Raw genomic sequence first — 18128 nt, 5'->3', positions numbered from 1 at the left:
GGGTTGTTCTGGCGCCGCACATACAACCAGCCGTGGTTACCTTCGGGTAGCCTGTGGATGCCGGGAATCTTTCGGGACTCGCACAAGCGCACGAACTCCGGTGCGAGTGTGACGCGGGTCACCTCCGGGGGCCGGGTAGACTGCGCGCCATGACCCTCGCGAACTCGACGATCTTCAAGATGGACCTCGGTCCGCTCAACCCCGTGTGGGCCGAGCTCATCCTCGGTCTCGTGCTCTTCGGACTGACCTTCCTCTTCCTGGCGAAGGGCATCCTGCCGAAGATCCGCCGCACCCTCGACGAGCGCGAGGACGCCATCGACGGCGGCTCCGAGCGCGCCGACGACCTGCGTTCCGAGGCCACCCAGATCCGCGAGCAGTACGAGGCGGAGCTGGCCGAGGCCCGTCACGAGGCCGCGCGCATCCGCTCCAAGGCCGTCGAGGAGGGCTCGGCCGCCATCGCCGCCGCCCGCGCCGAGGGCATCGCCGAGCGCGACACCATCCTGGCCGCCGGTGCCGAGAAGATCGCCGCCGAGCGCGCCGCCGCCGAGCGCGAGCTGACCGCCGACGTCGACGCCTGGGCGCACGCCCTGGCCGCCCGCATCGTGGGCGAGCCGGTCGGCGCCGACCGCGGCTGAACCGCGACCGCACCACCGCACGACGGTACGACCGCACGGCGGCGCGACCGACCGAGACGCGCGGGACGGGGTCGTCGTCCAGGGCCACAGGCCCGGACGACGGCCCCTCCGTCGTTTCCGGCCGCGCGGTTCCCCCGCCCCCGGCCGCCCGTCGGCGCCGCCGGGGGTGCAGCCTGGACGTATGAGGAGAAGCAGCCCGGTGAGCCATCCGCAGGACGAAGCCCGCGCCGTGCCGCACGACCCGGCGCCCCCGCCCGTCGGCGGCGTGCTCTGGACCGTCGCCGGTGACGTCCGGGGCCTCCTCATGCTGCCCGCCGCCCTCACCATGCAGGTCGCCCACCCCGCCATCGGCGCGGGCGTCGACGACCACTCCGTCTTCCGCACCGACCCCTGGGGCCGCGGCGAACGCTCCCTGCGCTCGCTCCAGCTCTGGGTGTACGGCGGCGCTGCGGCCGCCGAGGAGGGCCGGCGCCTGCGGAAGCTGCACCGGGACATCCGGGGCACCGACGCCCACGGCCGCCGCTACCACGCCCTGAACCCGGCGTACTACTCCTGGGTCCACGCGACCGGTTTCCCCGTCTACGCGCACGGCCTCGGCCTGCTGTACCGCCCCCTCACCGAGGCCCAGCTCCGGCAGCTGTACGCGGAGTGGCTCCGGGTCGGCCGGGTCCTCGGCATCCACGACCGGGACATGCCGCGGACGATCGAGGAGTTCTGGCCGTACTACCGCCGGGTCCTCGCCGAGGAGCTGGAGGCCACCGTCGTCGTCCGCGAGCTGCTCGACACCGACGCGCCCGTACCCGCTCCCGATCGCGGCCCCCGCGCGCTCCGCCTGGCACTGCGGCTCCTGTGGCCGGTCCTGCGGCGGCCGTTCCTGCGGGCGCGCGCCTTCCTCACCGTCGGCCTCATGCCGCCGGACGCCCGCGCCGCGATCGGCCTGGAGTGGACCGAGGACCAGGAGCGCCGCCTGCACCGGTTCGCCCGTGTCGTCCGGGCCGTCGTCCCCGTCCTGCCCGAGCGGCTGCGCTTCCTGCCGCTCGCCCGTCGCGCCCGCGCGGCCGCCCGCGGCGCCGCCGGCTGACGGACGGCCCCGCCGCCGGGCCGGTCCGCGGGGACCGGCCCGGCGGTGTCCGGGTCAGCGCCCGGAAGACGTCCCGCGGGCGTCGTGACCTTCGTGGAGCGCGTGCTCGCCGTGCCCCCGGTGCTCGTGGACCGTGTTCGTCGCGGCGATCTTCTTCCAGGACTTCGGCTGCGCCGGCCGCGCCGCCGGCTCCGCTCCCGGCCGCGCCGCCGGTGCCGCCGCGAACCCCGTCGCGGACGCGGCGGCCGTGGACGCGGACGGCTTCGACGGCTGGTACAGCCAGGTGTCGAAGAGCCCGGCCAGCGGCTTGCCGGAGACCCGCTCCGCGTACCGCACGAAGTCCGAGACCCGGGCGTTGCCGTACGCGAACTCCGTCGGCCAGCCCTTCAGGACGGCGAAGAAGTCCTCGTCGCCGATCTCGTTCCGCAGCGCCTGGAGCGCCAGCGCGCCCCGGTCGTAGACGGCGATGTGGAACTGGTTCTCCGGGCCGGGGTCGCCCGGCCGGACCGTCCAGAACGGGTCCTCGGCCGCGCGCGTGGCGTAGACGTAGTCCGCCAGCTCCTGCGCCGTGCCCTCGCCCTCCTTCTCCGACCACAGCCACTGGCTGTAGCGGGCGAAGCCCTCGTTGACCCAGATGTCCTTCCAGTCGCGGACGGAGACGCTGTCCCCGTACCACTGGTGGGCCAGCTCGTGGACGACCACCGACACGTTCGCGCCGTTCGCGAACTGCCGCGGGCTGTAGAAGGGCCGCGTCTGGGTCTCCAGCGCGTAGCCGCTGGTCACGTTCGGGACGTAGCCGCCGAGCGCGTTGAAGGGGTACGGCCCGAAGAGCGACTCCAGCCACTCCGCGACCTCGGTGGTCCGCTCGATCGAGGCGCGCGCCGCGCCCGCGTTGTCGCCGAGGTCCTTGCTGTACGCGTTGAGGACGGGGAGGCCGTTCGCCGTCCGGCCCGTCGTGACGTCGAACCGGCCCACCGCGAGCGTGGCCAGATACGGCGCCTGCGGCTTGTTGGAGCGCCAGGCGAAACGGGTCCGGCCGAGGCGCGAGGTCTGCGACTGGAGCACGCCGTTGCTGATGGCTTGGGTGCCGTCCGGCACCGAGACGGAGACGTCGAACGTGGCCTTGTCCAGCGGGTGGTCGTTGGACGGGAACCACCAGGCGGCCGCGTCGGGCTCCTGCGCGACGACCCCGCCGTCCGGGGTGCGGGCCCAGGCCGACCAGCCGTCGACCTTGAACGCGGAGGGCTTGCCCGCGTACCGGACCACGACGGAGACGGGCCTGTTCCGCTCCAGCGGCACGGCGGGGGTGACCTCCAGCTCGTGCGCGCCCGACCGTGCGAACCGTGCCGGGCGGCCGTCGACGCGCACCTCACTGACCTCCAGACCGAGGTCGAGGTTGAACCGGGACAGGTTCTGCTTCGTCGTGGCGAGGATCGTCGCCGTGCCCTGGAGCAGGTCGGTGGCCGGCTCGTAGCTCAGCCGCAGGTCGTAGTGGGACACGTCGTAACCGCCGTTCCCGGCGGCGGGGTAGTAGGAGTCGCCGATCCCCGGTGCCCCGGGTTCGAAGTCGGCCGCCGTCGCCGGGATCGCCAGCGTGAGGGTGGCCGCGAGGGCGCTCGGAAGGATGAGTCTGCGGTGCACGGAAGCTTCCCAATTCCTCGGAGACGTACGACGCGCGGGTGGGCGTCGGTCTTGTTCCGGACCCTATGCAGCGCCCCGACGGAGCGTCACGTCAAGCGGACCCCCCGTCACACGATCGCCATTCGGCCGACATGTACCGCCCGTCCCTCCGATCGCCGCGGCACCCTTTTGCCCAGCAGCCCCCCGGGGTACGTTCCCGCGCATGACCGCGCCCCGACGACCCGGAGCCGCCCGATGAAACCGCCCACCGCACGCCGCCGTTCGCGGCGGACGCTCGCCCTCGTCGCCGGGGCCGCCGCCCTGGCGCTGCCGCTCGTCGGCGCCCCCGCGACCGCCGCGGACCGCCCGGCCGAGGTCCCCGTCCCCCGCACCGGCTTCGAACGCAGCGCCGGTGCCCGCTGGACCACCGAGGCCGAGGAGCGGGAGTTCCTCGCCGAGGTCGACCGGGGCAGCGACCGGGTGACGGTGCGCGTGATCGGCACCACGGAGCAGGGCCGCCCGCTCCGCCTCGTCACCGTCGGCGCCGGGGCCACGACCGTCCTCCTCGTCTGCACCCAGCACGGCGACGAGCCGGCGGGCCGCGAGGCCTGTCTGTCCCGCGTGCGCGACCTGGCCCACGCCCGGGACGGGGAGACCGCGCGGCTGCTCGCCCGCACCACCTTCCTCGTCGTGCCCACCGCCAACCCCGACGGCCGCGAGGCCGACACCCGGGGCAACGCCCGGGGCGTCGACATCAACCGCGACCACCTCGCCCTGCGGACCGAGGAGGCGCGGGCGATCGCCGCCGTCATCCGCGACCGGCGACCCGAACTCGTCTACGACCTCCACGAGTACGGCGCCACGCCCCGGTACTACGACAAGGACCTGCTGGCGCTCTGGCCCCGCAACCTCGCCGCCGACCCGCACGTCCACGACGAGTCCCGGACGCTCTCGGAGTCGTACGTACGGCCCGCCGCCGCCCGGGCCGGATACAGCACGGGCGTCTACGGCATCTGGACCGACCCCCACACCGGCGAGCCGATCCGGCAGGTCGCGGGCGACGGCCAGGAGCGCATCCTGCGCAACACCGCCGGGATCAAGCACTCCGTCGGACTGCTCGTCGAGACCCGCGTGGATGCCCTGGACGAGGCGGAGCAGGGCGACACCGCGCTCAACCAGCGGCGCAGGGTCGCCACCCAACAGGCCGCCCTGGACGGCGCCTTCGCCTACGTCGACGAACGGCGCGGACCGCTCACGGCGGCCACCGCCCTGGCCCGGCACACCGGCTTCGCCGACCGCGGTCCGATCCCGCTCGGCGGCGCCGACAACGACCCGCCGGAGCCGGGGGAGGTCCTCGCCGACCCGCCCTGCGGCTACCGCCTGGACGCCGCCCAGTACGGGCAGGTCGGCGACGAACTCACGCTCCACGGCGTCACGGTGCGCCGCGAGGCCGGCGGCTCCGCGTTCGTCCCGCTGCGCCAGTCACAGCGCGCCCTCGTCCCCCTGCTCCTCGACGGACGCGCCACCTATCACCTCGTCAGTGCCCGTCCTGTGGAGGAGTGTTGACGATCGTGTGACCCCCGCGAGGCGTGGCGGGAACACGACGTTTGCCGAGGTAAAGTTACTGCTCGGTACTGACCATGCCTCACGGGGGAGGCGTCCGGCCGTCTGCCGGGGCCGCCGCCCCCACGTTCCTGAAGTGGGAGAAACACCATGCGCGTTGCGACGCCCCTGCGCCGCACCCTGCCCGCCCTGCTCGCCACGACCGTCCTCGCCGGGGGCCTGCTGATCGGTCAGACGGTCGCCGCCGAGCCGGCCGCCGCGGCGAAGACCTTCACCTGCGACATCGAGAAGCTGCGGGCGGACGCCCGCAAGGAGCGCGACCGCGCCGCCCAGCTCAAGCGCCTCGGCGCCCCCACCGAGGCCCGCAAGGCCCTCGCCCGCGCCGATTCCCTGGAGCGCCGCGCCCGCCAGTGCGCCGACGCGGACAACAACGCCCGCCCGCCGCTCTGGAAGTGACGGACGACGCCTGAGGGCGGGCGGTCTCCCCGGAGACCGCCCGCCCTCGCACATGCGAAGCACCCCGGCGAGCCGGGCAGACCCGCGGCAGCGCTTCTCAGCCGTGGACGAGCTCCGCCGCCCGCCGCGCACACCCCCAGGCCACCGTCACGCCCGCGCCCCCGTGCCCGTAGTGGTGCACCAGCCGTCCGCCGCCCGGCAGCGGCTCGGCCTCGATCCGCACACCGCCCGCCCGCACCGGCCGCAGCCCCACCCGGTGCCCCAGGACCCGGGCCCCCGCGATCTCCGGACGGACCCGCGCGCAACGCGCCACGATCGCCGCCGCCGTCGCCGGGTCCGGCACCAGGTCCTCGGCTCCCTCCTCGGCCGTACCGCCCAGGACCAGCCGCCCCGGCTGCGGAAAGAAGTACGTGGTCTCCCGCGAGGCGGAGTCGGCCGCGGCGAACCACTCCTCGATCCCCGGGTTCTCCACGAGCACCAACTGCCCGCGTACCGGCCGCAGTCCGGAGTCCGCCACCAGCTCGCGCGCGCCGAGCCCCGCGCAGTCGACCACCACCCGGGCCCGAGCCGCGGCCTCCCCGAAGTCCGCGACCGTACGCCGCTCGAAGACCCCGCCCGAGGCCTCGAACCGCTCGCGGAGCCAGGCCAGATGAACCGGCATGTCGATCAGCGGCAGACGGGCTGCGAGCCCCACGGCGTACGGCCCCGGCACCTCCTCCGGCGCCAGCGGCCGCAGCCCCTCCACCTCCCGCGCCCAGGACCCGAGCCCCTCCAGGGCGGTGCCGGCGTGGACGCCCCGCACCCACCGCACCCCCGTCCTCCGCGGATCGGCGGCCAGCTCCCCGTACACCCGCAGCGAGTCGAGGGCCCAGGCGCCCGCCTCGGCCGCCGGCTCGATCCGGTACGGCCACCACAGCGCGCCCGCCACCGCCGAGGTCGTCGCCGTCACGGCGTCCCGCGACCAGACCCGTACCCGAAGACCGCGCTCGGCGAGGGTCACCGCGGTCGTCAGACCGACGACCCCGCCACCCACCACGATCACGTCGCTCACGTCCCTCTCCATGGCCCGGACCGTACCGGGACCGGGACATTTCCGGGACAGGGCGGCCATGGAAGGGGCTCCTCCACCGGCCGATACTCGGCGTATGCCGTCCGCGTACAGCCGCCTCGCCCTCGCCCGCCGCGACGTTCTCGTCGACGGCCGGCCGCTGCTCCACCTCCTCGACGAGATCGACGGCGTCGACGCCGTCTCGCCGCTGGAGTCCGACATCCCGCCCGTCGTCCGGCCCGAGGACGCCGGACGCCTCCTCGGCACCGGCCGCCGGGTGCTGCACTCCTGCCCCGACTGCGAGGACCCCGGCTGCGGCGTCGTGACCGTGCTGATCGAGCACGACGGCGACGACGTCGTCTGGCGGGACCTCGCCTGGCAGACCGGCCCCGATCCGGACCCGGCGCGCGACGTCTACCCCGGCATCGGCCCGTACCGCTTCCACGGCCCCGCCTACCGCGCCGCCCTGCTCCGCTTCCACGACGGAGCCGCCCGGACCGCGACCCGCGCGGCCGCTTGACCGCCGGCCGCCACGGGCCGGGGCCCCGAAGGCGCCCGTCCGCCGGGCGCCCCGCCCCCGCGGGCGGCGGAGGGTCCGGGCCGGCGCACCGCATAGGATGCGGAGCCTGATGACTGCAACCCTCGTCGCCAAGGACCTCGCCGCCGGCCACGGCGAGCGCACCCTCTTCGCCGGGCTCGACCTCGTCGTCGCCCCCGGCGACGTGATCGGCCTCGTCGGCGTCAACGGCGCCGGCAAGTCGAGCCTGCTGCGCCTGCTCGCCGGACTCGACACCCCGGAGGAGGGCGAGCTGCGGCTCTCCCCGCCGACCGCCACCGTCGGCCACCTCCCGCAGGAGCCCGAGCGGCGCGAGGGCGAGACCGTCCGCGACTTCCTCGCCCGCCGCACGGGCGTCGCCGCCGCCCAGGCCGCCATGGACGCGGCCACCCAGGGCCTCGTCGACGGCACCCCGGGCGCCGACGACGACTACGCCGTCACCCTGGAGCGCTGGCTGAACCTCGGCGGCGCCGACCTCGACGAGCGCGCCGAGGAGGTCGCCGACTCGCTCGGCCTCACCGTCGGCCTCGACCAGCCGATGACCTCGCTCTCCGGCGGCCAGGCCGCCCGCGCCGGTCTCGCCTCCCTCCTCCTCTCCCGCTACGACGTCTTCCTCCTCGACGAGCCCACCAACGACCTCGACCTCGACGGCCTGGAGCGCCTGGAGGCCTTCGTGCGGGGGCTGCGCGCGGGAACCGTCGTCGTCAGCCACGACCGCGAGTTCCTCACCCGTACCGTCACCAAGGTCCTCGAACTCGACCTCGCCCAGCAGCAGATCACCCTGTACGGCGGCGGCTACGAGGCCTATCTGGAGGAGCGGGCCACCGCCCGCCGCCACGCCCGCGAGGAGTTCGAGGAGTACGCCGACAAGAAGGCCGCCCTCGAAGGCCGCGCCCTCATGCAGCGCAACTGGATGGACAAGGGCGTCCGCAACGCCCGCCGCAAGGCCTCCGACAACGACAAGATCGGCCGGAAACTGCGCGGCGAGGCCAGTGAGAAGCAGGCCGCCAAGGCCCGCCAGACCCAGCGCATGATCGAGCGCCTCGACGTCGTCGAGGAGCCCCGCAAGGAGTGGGAGCTGCGGATGGAGATCGCCGCCGCCCCCCGCTCCGGCTCCGTCGTCGCCACCCTCCGCGAGGCCGAGGTGCGCCGCGGCGACTTCCGCTTCGGTCCCGTCACCCTCCAGATCGACTGGGCCGACCGGGTCGCCGTGACCGGCGCCAACGGCGCGGGGAAGTCCACGCTGCTCGCCGCCCTCCTCGGCCGCCTCCCGCTCGACGCGGGCGACGCCGTCCTCGGCTCCGGCGTCGTCGTCGGCGAGGTCGACCAGGCCAGGAAGCTCTTCCACGGCACGGAGCAGCTCCTTGAGGCCTTCTGCGCCGCCGTGCCCGAGACCGAGCCCGCGGAGGTCCGCACCCTCCTCGCCAAGTTCGGCCTCAAGGCCGACCACGTGCTGCGCCCGGCCACCACCCTCTCGCCGGGCGAGCGCACCCGCGCCGCGCTCGCGCTGCTCCAGGGCCGGGGCGTCAACCTCCTCGTCCTCGACGAGCCGACGAACCACCTGGACCTGCCGGCGATCGAACAGCTGGAGTCCGCCCTCGACTCGTACACGGGCACGCTCCTCCTCGTCACCCACGACCGGCGGATGCTGGAGGCGGTGCGCGTGAACCGCCGGATCGAGGTCGCCGGCGGCAAGGTGACCGAGGTCTGATGCCGGTCGCCTTCGGCTGGGGTCCGGTGGAGGCACGTGCCCTCGCCCGCACCGCCGCCTGCGTGGTCGTCGTGGACGTGCTGTCGTTCACGACGACCGTCGGCGTCGCCGTCGAGGGCGGCACCGCCGTCCACCCGTACCACTGGGGGGACGCCACGGCCGTCACGTACGCGCGGGAGAAGGGCGCGGTCCTCGCCGTCGGCCGGCGGGAGGTCACCGCGGAGCGCCCCTGGTCGCTCTCCCCGGCCGCCCTGCGCGCCGCACCCGCGCCCTGGCCCGACCGGCTCGTCCTGCCGTCCCCGAACGGCTCCGCCATCGCCGCCGCGGCCGCCGCCGACGGCGCGACCGTCATCGCCGCCTCGCTCCGCAACGCCACGGCCGTCGCCCGTCGGCTCGCGGAGCGGGGGTACGGCTCCGAGGGCCGCCCGCTCGCCGTGATCGCCTCCGGCGAGCGGTGGCCGGACGGCTCGCTGCGCCCCGCACTCGAGGACCTCCTCGGCGCGGGCGCGGTCCTCTCCGCCCTGCGCCGGACCGGCGCGCCGGCCCTGACCCCGACGCCCGAGGCGAACGCGGCGGCCGCGCTGTGGGACGCCACCGACGACCCGGTCGCCGCCTTGCACGGCTGCGACTCGGGCCGTGAACTGTACGAGTACGGCTGTCCGCAGGACGTGGAGGTGGCCGCCGAGATCGACGCGTCGACCGCCGTCCCCGTCCTCGTGGACGGCGCATTCCAGGAGGCACCATGACCGACGACATCCTGACCCGGCTCCTCACGATGCTCGACGACCTCGACGCGGACGTCGACGCGACGATCGACCTCGCGGACGAGATCACGGAGGGCGGGGACCGGGCGCTGCTGCCGCGCCTGGAGGCCGAGCTCTCCCGCGCGGTCGCCGAGCGCAACGGCTACGCCCGGGAGCTGCTGGGCGGGGTGGTCGCCGGAGTCGGCGGCGCCGAGACGCTGCCGGTCCTCGTCCGGGCGTCGGCCGTGGACCTCGGCGACGACCAGGACGGCCTGGCCGCCGAGATCGTGGACCTCGTGCAGGCCGATCCGAAGACGGCCCGCCGTCTCCTCCAGCCGCTGACCGAGGACGACGACCTCTCGGTGGCGAACCGCGCGGACTGGGCGCTGCGCTTCGCGCCCTGACGGCCACCCGCCCGGCGGACGGGGCGGAACACGGCGCGAGGCCGCGGCCCGGTGGGGCCGCGGCCTCGCGTGCGTACGGCCGACGGGTGCGGCCTACCAGAAGTCGCTGCAGTCGACCTTGCCCGTGCCGGTGTCCTTGATGCACACGCGGTAGTAGTAGCCGCTGCCGCCCAGCATGTTCGACCAGTCGCTGCCCGGGTCGGGGAACTTCACCGACAGGCTGCGCAGGAGCGTGCCGCCGTAGCCCTGCCACTTCTCGATGTAGCCGTACTTGTCCCACCAGGCGTTGGGCCCGGAGGGGTCGGTGACGCGGACCCAGGCCGCCTGGCAGGCGGGGGACCAGCGCAGCTCCGCCTTGAGGCTGCCGTCGGCGTAGGCGGTCCGCTTGGTGACGGCGTCGCCGTCGCACCCCTGGGAGACCGGGCCGAGGTTGTCGCAGCCGGCGCCGCTGCACCCGGCCGCGTACGAGGTGCCGCCCAGCGGGACGAGGGCCGTGGCCAGGGCGGCGGCCGAGACCGTCGCCACCTTCGTGAGCATGCGCTTCATGGGCGGGCAACCTCCTGATGGGGATCACGGGCGGCCCCTCGGGGAGGCCGCGGACGATCATGGTTGCTTGATCTGTTCGCGTCAACGTGCAGATTCGGCCACTCGTGGCGGACGCCGTCGGGGAACGCGGAGCCGCCCCTCACCCGCCCCGGACGGAGGGCGGGTGAAGGGCGGCTCGGTACGGAATGTCGGCGGGGCGCGACCGACCGTGCCCGTGCCTACCGGCGCCCGTGCCTACCGGCGCCTGCCGCCGCCCTCGCCGAGCAGGCCGGCCTTGCGCAGGGCGTCCGCCATCGCGCTGTTCGCCGGCGCGGGGGCGGGGGAGCGGTCGCGGTCCCGGCCGCCCCGGTCGTTCCGGCGGCCACCGCCGCCCTGCCCCTGCCCCTGCCCCTGGCCCTGACCGCCGCCCTGCCCCTGGCCCGACCGCTGGCCCCGGCCCTGGCGCTGCTGCGGCGGGCGGCCGCCCCGCTCGCCCCGCTCCCGCCTCGGCGCGCCGCCCGCCGCCTCCGCGCCCGGCTCGTCGTCCAGGCGCAGCGTCAGCGAGATCCGCTTGCGCGGGATGTCGACGTCCAGGACCTTCACCTTCACCACGTCGCCGGGCTTCACGACCTCGCGCGGGTCCTTGACGAAGTTCTTGGACATCGCCGACACGTGCACCAGACCGTCCTGGTGCACACCGATGTCGACGAACGCGCCGAAGGCCGCCACGTTCGTGACCACGCCCTCCAGGACCATCCCGGACGCGAGGTCGCCGATCTTCTCGACGCCCTCCTTGAAGGTGGCGGTCCTGAAGGCGGGTCGCGGGTCGCGGCCCGGCTTCTCCAGCTCGCGCAGGATGTCGGTGACCGTCGGCAGGCCGAAGGTCTCGTCGACGAACTCGTCCGCCCGCAGCGAGCGCAGGGTCGCCGTGTCGCCGATGAGCGCGGCGACCTCGCCGCCCGTCGTCTTCGCCATCCGGCGCACCACCGGGTACGCCTCCGGGTGCACGGCCGAGGCGTCCAGCGGGTCGTCGCCGCCCCGGATGCGGAGGAAGCCCGCGCACTGCTCGTACGCCTTCGGGCCCAGCCGGGCCACGTCCTTGAGCGCCTTGCGGGACCGGAAGGGGCCGTTGACGTCCCGGTGCGCGACGATGTTCTCGGCGAGCCCGCCGCTGATGCCGGAGACCCGCGAAAGCAGCGGCGCGGAGGCGGTGTTGACGTCGACGCCCACGCCGTTCACACAGTCCTCGACCACGGCGTCGAGCGAGCGCGAGAGCTTCACCTCGGACAGGTCGTGCTGGTACTGGCCGACGCCGATCGACTTCGGGTCGATCTTCACCAGCTCGGCGAGCGGGTCCTGGAGCCGCCGCGCGATCGACACGGCGCCGCGCAGGGACACGTCGAGGCCCGGGAGTTCCTGCGAGGCGAAGGCGGAGGCGGAGTACACCGAGGCGCCGGCCTCCGAGACCATCACCTTGGTGAGGTTCAACTCCGGGTGCTTGCCCAGGAGTTCACCGGCGAGCTTGTCGGTCTCGCGGGAGGCCGTGCCGTTGCCGATGGCGATCAGCTCGACCGCGTGCTCCTCGGCGAGCCGCGCCAGCTTGGCGAGGGCCTCGTCCCACTTGTTGGCGGGCACGTGCGGGTAGACGGTGTCGGTGGCGACGACCTTGCCGGTCGCGTCGACGACGGCCACCTTCACGCCCGTACGGAAGCCGGGGTCGAGCCCGAGGGTCGCCCGCGTCCCGGCCGGGGCCGCGAGCAGCAGGTCCCGCAGGTTCGTGGCGAAGACCCGGACCGCCTCGTCCTCGGCGGCCGTCCGCAGCCGCAGCCGCAGGTCGATGCCGAGGTGCACGAGGATGCGGGTCCGCCAGGCCCAGCGCACGGTGTCCTGAAGCCACTTGTCGCCGGGGCGGCCCCGGTCGGCGATGCCGAACCGGTGCGCGACGATCGGCTCGTACGAGGACGGGCCGTCCGTCGGCTCCTCCGGCTCCAGCTCCAGGCTGAGCACGTCCTCCTTCTCGCCCCGCAGCATCGCGAGGATCCGGTGCGAGGGGAGCGCCGTGAACGGCTCGGCGAAGTCGAAGTAGTCGGCGAACTTCGCTCCCGCCTCCTCCTCGCCCTCCCGCACCTTCGCGGACAGCCTGCCCCTGCTCCACATGCGCTCGCGCAGCTCGCCGATGAGGTCGGCGTCCTCGGAGAACTTCTCCGTGAGGATGGCCCGCGCGCCCTCCAGGGCGGCGGCCGCGTCGGCGACGCCCTTCTCCGCGTCCACGAACGCCGCCGCGGCCGCGGCGGGCTCCACCGAGGGGTCGGCGAGCAGGCCCTCCGCCAACGGTTCGAGCCCGGCCTCGCGGGCGATCTGCGCCTTGGTGCGGCGCTTGGGCTTGAACGGGAGGTAGATGTCCTCCAGGCGCGCCTTGGTGTCGGCGGCCAGGATGCGCGCCTCCAGCTCCTCGGTCAGCTTGCCCTGCTCGCGCACCGAGTCGAGGATCGCCGTACGCCGGTCCTCCAGCTCGCGCAGATACCGCAGCCGCTCCTCCAGGGTGCGCAGCTGCGCGTCGTCGAGCATCTCGGTCGCTTCCTTGCGGTAGCGCGCGATGAACGGCACGGTCGAACCGCCGTCGAGCAGCTCGACGGCCGCCCTCACCTGTCGCTCGCGTACGCCGAGCTCCTCGGCGATCCTTGCTTCGATGGACGTCGTCACGGTGTCCCGACTCGCCTTCTCGTGCCTCCTGCTTGCCCGTGCATTCTGCCGGGTCGGTCACCCGTACGCGGCAACCGGCCCGTCCCCGCGCGCCGCGGCCCGCGCGGCGGGCCGGGCTCAGCCCTTGCCGACGAGGTCCGCGGGGAAGGCGCCCGCGAGGGCCGCGGTCGTCAGGAAGCCGCGCGCCAGGTCCGTGAGCCGCTCGACGCCGGCCGCGCCGAGGTGCTCGTACGGGGCGGAGTCCAGCCGGTCCGTGTGCTCCTCCAGCTCGGCCCGCAGCCGCGTCCCCGACTCCGTCAGCTCGCCGTCCGCGTCGAGCAGGCCGCGCCCGCGCAGCCGCCCCACCGCCGCGTCCCAGTCGGTGCGCCGCCAGCCCCGGGAGCCGAGCACCCAGCGCGGGGACATGCCCTTGCCGGTGGCGGTGTGGGAGACGAGCGCCTCCACGGGGTCGAGGCCGGCCGACAGCAGGGCCGCGAGGTGGCCGTCGCCGCGGTGCTCGCGCAGGAGCGTGGCGGCGTGCCAGTAGACGAGGTGCGGGGCCCGCGGCACGGGGAGGTCTGCGTGCGCCGAGTACAGCGGCCGGGCGTGCCGGGTGCAGGCCTCGGTGGCCCGCAGGGCGAGCTCGGCGGCCTCGGCCATCTCGGGCGAGGCGACGGTCTCCTCGCCGAGGAGCCGGCGCAGCGTGGCGTCGGCGGCGCGCAGCCGGGCCTCCAGGACGGCGGCGGGGGAGGCGGTCTCCCAGACGGCGGGCAGGTGCCGGGCGAGCAGCTCGTGGTTGTAGTTGTAGAAGGTGGCGGCGACCGTGCCCGCGCCGACCGCGCCGAGCGCCGCACTGCGGGAGGCGAGCCGCATGGCGGTGGTGTCGGTGATGCCGAGCGCGGTGAGCTCGCGGTCCAGGTCCGGCGAGAAGTAGACCGTGGAGTGCATCGGGTTGAGGGCGTTGTGGCAGCGCCGGCCGGCGCGCGGGGGCAGGTCAGTCGTCATGCGCACACGTTACCGACTGGTCGGTACGGCGTGAAGCGCCGGTCCCCGGTCCGCCCGCGGCCCCCCTGGCCCGGTCCGGTCACCGGTCCGCCCGCGGCCCCCCCCCCCGCGGCCCCGCCCCCCCGGCCCCGCCCCCCCCCCGGGCCCCGGCCCCCCGACGGCCGGCCCGGCGCACCGGATGGCAGGAAAGGTGGGAAGGGCGTCATTGCGGCCCTCGGAACCCGCCGCCCAGGATGGGGCCATGACGCAGCGACCCGTCCTCGTCGTCCTCTTCGACGACGTGCAGAGCCTGGACGTGACCGGCCCCGTGGAGGTGTTCACCGGCGCCGGCCGCGCCATCGGCCGCCCCGACGCCTATCCCGTCCGCACCGCCTCCCTGGACGGCGGCCCGGTGCGCACCAGCAGCGGCCTGCGCCTGCTTCCCGACACCACCCTGGCCGAGGCCGTGGCCGACGGGCCGCCCCACACCCTGGTCGTCCCGGGCGGTGAGGGCACCCGCAGCCCCGACCCCGCGCTGATCGACTGGCTCCGCGTCCGGGGCGCGCGGGCCGAGCGGCTCGTCTCGGTCTGCACCGGTGCGTTGCTCCTGGCCGAGGCCGGGCTCCTGGACGGCCACCGCGCCACCACCCACTGGGTCGCCTGCGACCACCTCGCCCGCTGCTATCCGGAGGTCAGCGTCGAGCCCGACCCGATCTTCGTGCGCGACGGCCGGATCGCCACCTCGGCGGGCGTCACCGCGGGCATCGACCTGGCGCTGGCCCTCGTCGAGGAGGACCTCGGCCGGGACGCCGCGCTCACCGTCGCCCGCCACCTCGTGGTGTTCCTGCGCCGCCCCGGCAACCAGGCGCAGTTCAGCGCCCAGCTGGCCGCGCAGACCGCCCGCCGCGAACCCCTGCGGGACGTCCAGGCCTGGATCGCCGAGCACCCGGATGGCGACCTCTCCGTGGACGCCCTCGCGGCCCGCGCCCGGCTGTCGCCCCGTCACTTCGCCCGCGCCTTCCAGGCCGAGACCGGCACCACGCCCGGCCGCTACGTCGACCGGGTCCGGCTCGAACACGCCCGCCGCCTCCTGGAGGAGACCACCCGCGGGGTCGAGGAGGTCTCCCGCGCCTCGGGCTACGGGACGCCCGAGACGATGCGCCGCGCCTTCGTGAAGGCCCTCGGCACCGCGCCCGCCGACTACCGCCGCCGCTTCCACGCCGTCCTCACCTGACGGCGGCACACCACCGGCCCACCCGCCCCCACCCCACCGGAAGGAACCACCGTGCAGATCGCCGTGCTGCTCTTCGAGGGCTTCACCACGCTCGACGCCGTCGGGCCCTACGAACTCCTCTCCCGCCTCCCCGGGGCCGAGACCGTCTTCGTCGCCCAGCAGGCCGGACCCGTCAGGAACGACCAGGGCAGCCTCGCCCTCGTCGCCGACCGGTCCCTCGCCGAGGTGCCCCGCCCCGACATCCTCCTGATCCCGGGCGGCCCCGAGACCCGGCGGACCATGCACGATCCGGAGATCCAGGAGTGGGTCCGCACCGCCGACGCGACGAGCACCTGGACCACATCGGTCTGCACCGGCTCCCTCGTCCTGGGCGCCGCGGGCGTCCTGGAGGGCCGCCGGGCCACCACCCACTGGCTGGCGTACGAGGAACTGCGCGCGCTCGGCGCCGAACCCACCGGGGAGCGGGTCGTCTTCGACGGCAAGTACGTCACCGCCGCCGGCGTCTCCTCCGGCATCGACATGGCCCTGCACCTGCTCGGCCGGATCGGCGGCGACGAGGTCGCGCAGACCGTCCAGCTCCTCACCGAGTACGACCCCCAGCCGCCGTACGACGCGGGCTCGCCGGAGAAGGCCCCCGCCCATATCGTCGCCCGCTGGCTCGGCGAGAAGGTCGAGTCGCTCGCGCGGGGCTGACCCCCGGCGGCCGCGCCCGGCCGGGACTGCCCCTCCCGCAGCCGGGGGGCCGGGGTGTCAGAGTCCGTACGTGAACCGGGGCGCGCGGCGCTCCAGGAAGGCGGCGACCCCCTCCGCGGTGTCGCCGCTGCCGCGCGCCTGCTCCGCCCAGTGGGCGTCCCGGTCCGTCCGGCCGTCGGCGAACTCCTTGGCCGCCGCCTGGGTGAGCAGGGAGCGCGAGACGAGCACCCGGCAGAAGTCGGCCACCCGCTTGTCCAGGCCGCCGCCCGCCGGAAGGACCTCGTCCACGAGGCCCGTCCGCAGCGCCCGCTCCGTGTCGATCAACTCACCGGAGAAGAGCAGGTACTTCGCGGCCGAGGGGCCCACGAGGGCGGTGAGCCGGCGGGTCGAGGAGGAGGGGTAGACGATGCCCAGCTTCGCCGGGGTGATCCCGAAGCGCGCGCCTTCCTCCGCGAACCGCAGGTCACAAGCGGCGGCGAGCTGGCTGCCGCCCCCGACGCAGAAGCCCCGGACGGCCGCGAGCGTCGGCTTGGGGAAGGCCGCGAGCGCCTCCTCCGCGCGCACGGCGAGGCTCTGCTGCTCGTCACCCGGTTCGCGCAGCGTGGAGATGTCCGCGCCCGCGCAGAAGGTGTCCCCCTCCCCGGTGAGGACGAGCGCCCGGACCGCGGGGTCGGCGGCGAGCCGGTCGAGGACGCCGGGCAGGTCCCGCCACATCCCGGCCGTCATCGCGTTGCGCTTCTCGGGGTGGGCGATGACGACGGTGGCGACGCCGTCCGCGACGGTGTCCTTCAGCTGCGGCTCCATGGGCCGGATGCTATCCGCCGGGCCCGAACGTACGATCAGGAAGGGGCGGTCCCGAGGAGGCGGCGCATGGCCAAGGACGCCCGTGAGACGCACGGCGAGGAGCCGTTCGGCGAGGCGGCCCGCGAGGGCAGGCGGCTGAACCGCAGCTTCGGCTGGCTCGCCGCGCTCGGCACCCTGCTGGTCCTCGGCGGTGTCGTCGGCCTCGTCTACACCGCGGCCGCCACGCTCACCTCGATGATCCTCTTCGGCTGGCTGCTGCTCGTCGGCGGCGCGGTGGGCCTGCTCCATGCCGTGCAGTCGAGGGGGACGAGCTACTTCTGGCTGGCCGTCGTGGTGGCGGCCCTCAACATCGCGGCCGGAGTCGTGGTCATCCGGCACCCGGAGGGCTCGGCCGAGGCGCTCACCATGTTCGCCGCCCTGCTCTTCCTCACGGGCGGTCTCTTCCGGCTGGTCGGCAGCGTGGTGGTGCGGGGGCCCCAGTTCGGCTGGACCCTGCTCCAGGGCGCCTTCGGCCTGCTGCTCGGTCTGCTCGTCCTCTTCGACTGGCCGGACAGCAGCCGGTACGTCCTCGGCACCTTCTTCTCGCTCGCGCTGCTCTTCGACGGCCTCGGGCTGATCGCGATCGGCGTCGGCGGTCGGCGCATCGTCAGCATGGTCGCGCCGACGGCCCTTCAGGAGCCACCGACGAAGCCCGCAGAAAGCGCACAGGACCAGTCGAACAACTGACGTTGGCATACCCCACCGATCAGAAGGTGGTCGATAAGTGTCGACTTCTGGTCAGTAGGTCGGTCCGGCCCTCCGCATTGCCAAGACTCGATCCGTGGCGAGAATCGAGCACGAGGCCGGGCACCGGACGATGGAGACCCCCGGAGGTGTCCCCGCCCGCCCCCCGTCCTACGAAGGAGTCTGGCGCTTCACCGCTCCCGCGGTCGACGTCTCCGTCCCCCAGGCCCGGCATGCCGTTCGCGACCTGCTGGTGCGCCAGGGCGTGCCCGTCCACGAGGACACCATGGACGGGCTGCTGCTGATCGTCTCCGAGCTGGTCACCAACGCCGTGCGGCACGCGGCGCTGCTCTCCCCGGAGATAGCGGTGGAGGTGGCCATCGGTCCCGAGTGGGTCAGGGTGTCCGTCGAGGACAACCACCCCTACCGCCCCAAGGCGCTGGAGGCGGACTACGGGCAGACCGGGGGCCGGGGGCTGCTGCTCGTGCGCGAGGTCGCGCTCGGGTCGGGCGGCGCCTGCGACGTCGAGCACACCGCGAGCGGCGGCAAGATCATCTGGGCGGCGCTGCCCCTGGCTCCGACGGCCCTTGCTCCGACGCCCCCGGCCCCTCCGGCTCCGGCCCCTCCGGCTCCGGTGCCGCCGGCACCGGAGCCCGAGGGGGCGGC

The 18128-nt window shown here is 74.9% G+C and carries 18 protein-coding genes; 12 read left to right on the top strand and 6 right to left on the bottom strand.

Annotated features, from left to right (window positions below; genetic code table 11):
• Positions 1–149 precede the first annotated feature (149 nt).
• A complete protein-coding gene (locus ACWDVG_RS12680; RefSeq protein WP_451698925.1) occupies positions 150–635 on the top strand; it encodes a F0F1 ATP synthase subunit B family protein in 486 nt (161 codons plus the stop codon).
• Positions 636–816: 181 nt separating this feature from the next.
• A complete protein-coding gene (locus tag ACWDVG_RS12675) occupies positions 817–1716 on the top strand; it encodes an oxygenase MpaB family protein (protein ID WP_451698923.1) in 900 nt (299 codons plus the stop codon).
• 54 nt (positions 1717–1770) lie between these two features.
• Here the strand turns inward: ACWDVG_RS12675 and ACWDVG_RS12670 are convergent, their stop codons facing one another.
• On the bottom strand, positions 1771–3357 hold the full coding sequence (locus tag ACWDVG_RS12670) for a M1 family metallopeptidase (protein ID WP_451698921.1): 1587 nt from the start codon (positions 3355–3357) through the stop codon (positions 1771–1773).
• Between the two features lie 234 nt (positions 3358–3591).
• Between ACWDVG_RS12670 and ACWDVG_RS12665 the strand changes: the two genes are divergently transcribed.
• Both ACWDVG_RS12665 and ACWDVG_RS12660 read left to right on the top strand, forming a co-directional pair.
• Positions 3592–4902 (top strand): M14 family metallopeptidase, encoded by a 1311-nt coding sequence (locus ACWDVG_RS12665; RefSeq protein ID WP_451698919.1) that lies wholly within the window; start codon positions 3592–3594, stop codon positions 4900–4902.
• 147 nt (positions 4903–5049) lie between these two features.
• Positions 5050–5355, top strand: coding sequence for a hypothetical protein (locus tag ACWDVG_RS12660; protein ID WP_451698917.1), 306 nt, complete (start codon positions 5050–5052; stop codon positions 5353–5355).
• Positions 5356–5452: 97 nt separating this feature from the next.
• Here the strand turns inward: ACWDVG_RS12660 and ACWDVG_RS12655 are convergent, their stop codons facing one another.
• Positions 5453–6418 (bottom strand): NAD(P)/FAD-dependent oxidoreductase, encoded by a 966-nt coding sequence (locus tag ACWDVG_RS12655; RefSeq protein WP_451698915.1) that lies wholly within the window; start codon positions 6416–6418, stop codon positions 5453–5455.
• An 82-nt stretch (positions 6419–6500) separates the two neighbouring features.
• Here ACWDVG_RS12655 and ACWDVG_RS12650 point away from each other — a divergent pair, with 82 nt between their 5' ends.
• The 4 genes from ACWDVG_RS12650 (at position 6501) to ACWDVG_RS12635 (ending at position 9817) form a co-directional block, all read left to right on the top strand.
• Entirely contained in the window at positions 6501–6923 is a 423-nt protein-coding gene (locus ACWDVG_RS12650; protein ID WP_451698913.1) for a hypothetical protein, read from the top strand.
• Between the two features lie 109 nt (positions 6924–7032).
• Complete coding sequence (locus tag ACWDVG_RS12645; RefSeq protein ID WP_451698911.1) at positions 7033–8670, top strand: ABC-F family ATP-binding cassette domain-containing protein; 1638 nt, start codon at positions 7033–7035, stop codon at positions 8668–8670.
• Positions 8670–9416: a 2-phosphosulfolactate phosphatase gene (locus tag ACWDVG_RS12640; RefSeq protein ID WP_451698909.1), complete on the top strand. Its 747-nt coding sequence runs from the start codon at positions 8670–8672 to the stop codon at positions 9414–9416. Before ACWDVG_RS12645 ends, ACWDVG_RS12640 begins: the two co-directional genes overlap by 1 nt.
• Complete coding sequence (locus ACWDVG_RS12635; protein ID WP_451698907.1) at positions 9413–9817, top strand: hypothetical protein; 405 nt, start codon at positions 9413–9415, stop codon at positions 9815–9817. Before ACWDVG_RS12640 ends, ACWDVG_RS12635 begins: the two co-directional genes overlap by 4 nt.
• 93 nt (positions 9818–9910) lie before the next feature.
• On the opposite strand, the gene ACWDVG_RS12630 is transcribed toward ACWDVG_RS12635, so the two are convergent.
• The 3 genes from ACWDVG_RS12630 to ACWDVG_RS12620 all read right to left on the bottom strand — a co-directional run bounded on the left by ACWDVG_RS12630 (position 9911) and on the right by ACWDVG_RS12620 (position 14029).
• Positions 9911–10363, bottom strand: coding sequence for a DUF2690 domain-containing protein (locus ACWDVG_RS12630; RefSeq protein ID WP_451698905.1), 453 nt, complete (start codon positions 10361–10363; stop codon positions 9911–9913).
• Between the two features lie 234 nt (positions 10364–10597).
• Positions 10598–13045: a Tex family protein gene (locus tag ACWDVG_RS12625; RefSeq protein ID WP_451698903.1), complete on the bottom strand. Its 2448-nt coding sequence runs from the start codon at positions 13043–13045 to the stop codon at positions 10598–10600.
• A 117-nt stretch (positions 13046–13162) separates the two neighbouring features.
• Positions 13163–14029, bottom strand: coding sequence for an SCO6745 family protein (locus ACWDVG_RS12620; protein WP_451698901.1), 867 nt, complete (start codon positions 14027–14029; stop codon positions 13163–13165).
• Between the two features lie 241 nt (positions 14030–14270).
• On the opposite strand from ACWDVG_RS12620, the gene ACWDVG_RS12615 reads away from it, so the two are divergent.
• Both ACWDVG_RS12615 and ACWDVG_RS12610 read left to right on the top strand, forming a co-directional pair.
• Positions 14271–15242 (top strand): GlxA family transcriptional regulator, encoded by a 972-nt coding sequence (locus ACWDVG_RS12615; protein WP_451698899.1) that lies wholly within the window; start codon positions 14271–14273, stop codon positions 15240–15242.
• A 51-nt stretch (positions 15243–15293) separates the two neighbouring features.
• A complete protein-coding gene (locus ACWDVG_RS12610; protein WP_451698897.1) occupies positions 15294–15935 on the top strand; it encodes a DJ-1/PfpI family protein in 642 nt (213 codons plus the stop codon).
• 57 nt (positions 15936–15992) lie between these two features.
• Here ACWDVG_RS12610 and ACWDVG_RS12605 read toward each other — a convergent pair whose 3' ends face one another.
• Positions 15993–16739: an enoyl-CoA hydratase/isomerase family protein gene (locus ACWDVG_RS12605; protein WP_451698895.1), complete on the bottom strand. Its 747-nt coding sequence runs from the start codon at positions 16737–16739 to the stop codon at positions 15993–15995.
• Positions 16740–16805: 66 nt separating this feature from the next.
• On the opposite strand from ACWDVG_RS12605, the gene ACWDVG_RS12600 reads away from it, so the two are divergent.
• Entirely contained in the window at positions 16806–17465 is a 660-nt protein-coding gene (locus tag ACWDVG_RS12600; protein WP_451698893.1) for an HdeD family acid-resistance protein, read from the top strand.
• A gap of 130 nt (positions 17466–17595) precedes the next feature.
• Positions 17596–18128, top strand: a 533-nt coding sequence (locus tag ACWDVG_RS12595) for an ATP-binding protein (protein ID WP_451699195.1), incomplete at its 3' end; no start/stop codon positions are given.

The organism is Streptomyces sp. NPDC003327 (genome assembly GCF_053589515.1).
The sequence above is the reverse complement of the archived record's forward strand: the minus strand, read 5'-3'. Positions and strand labels throughout refer to the sequence as shown.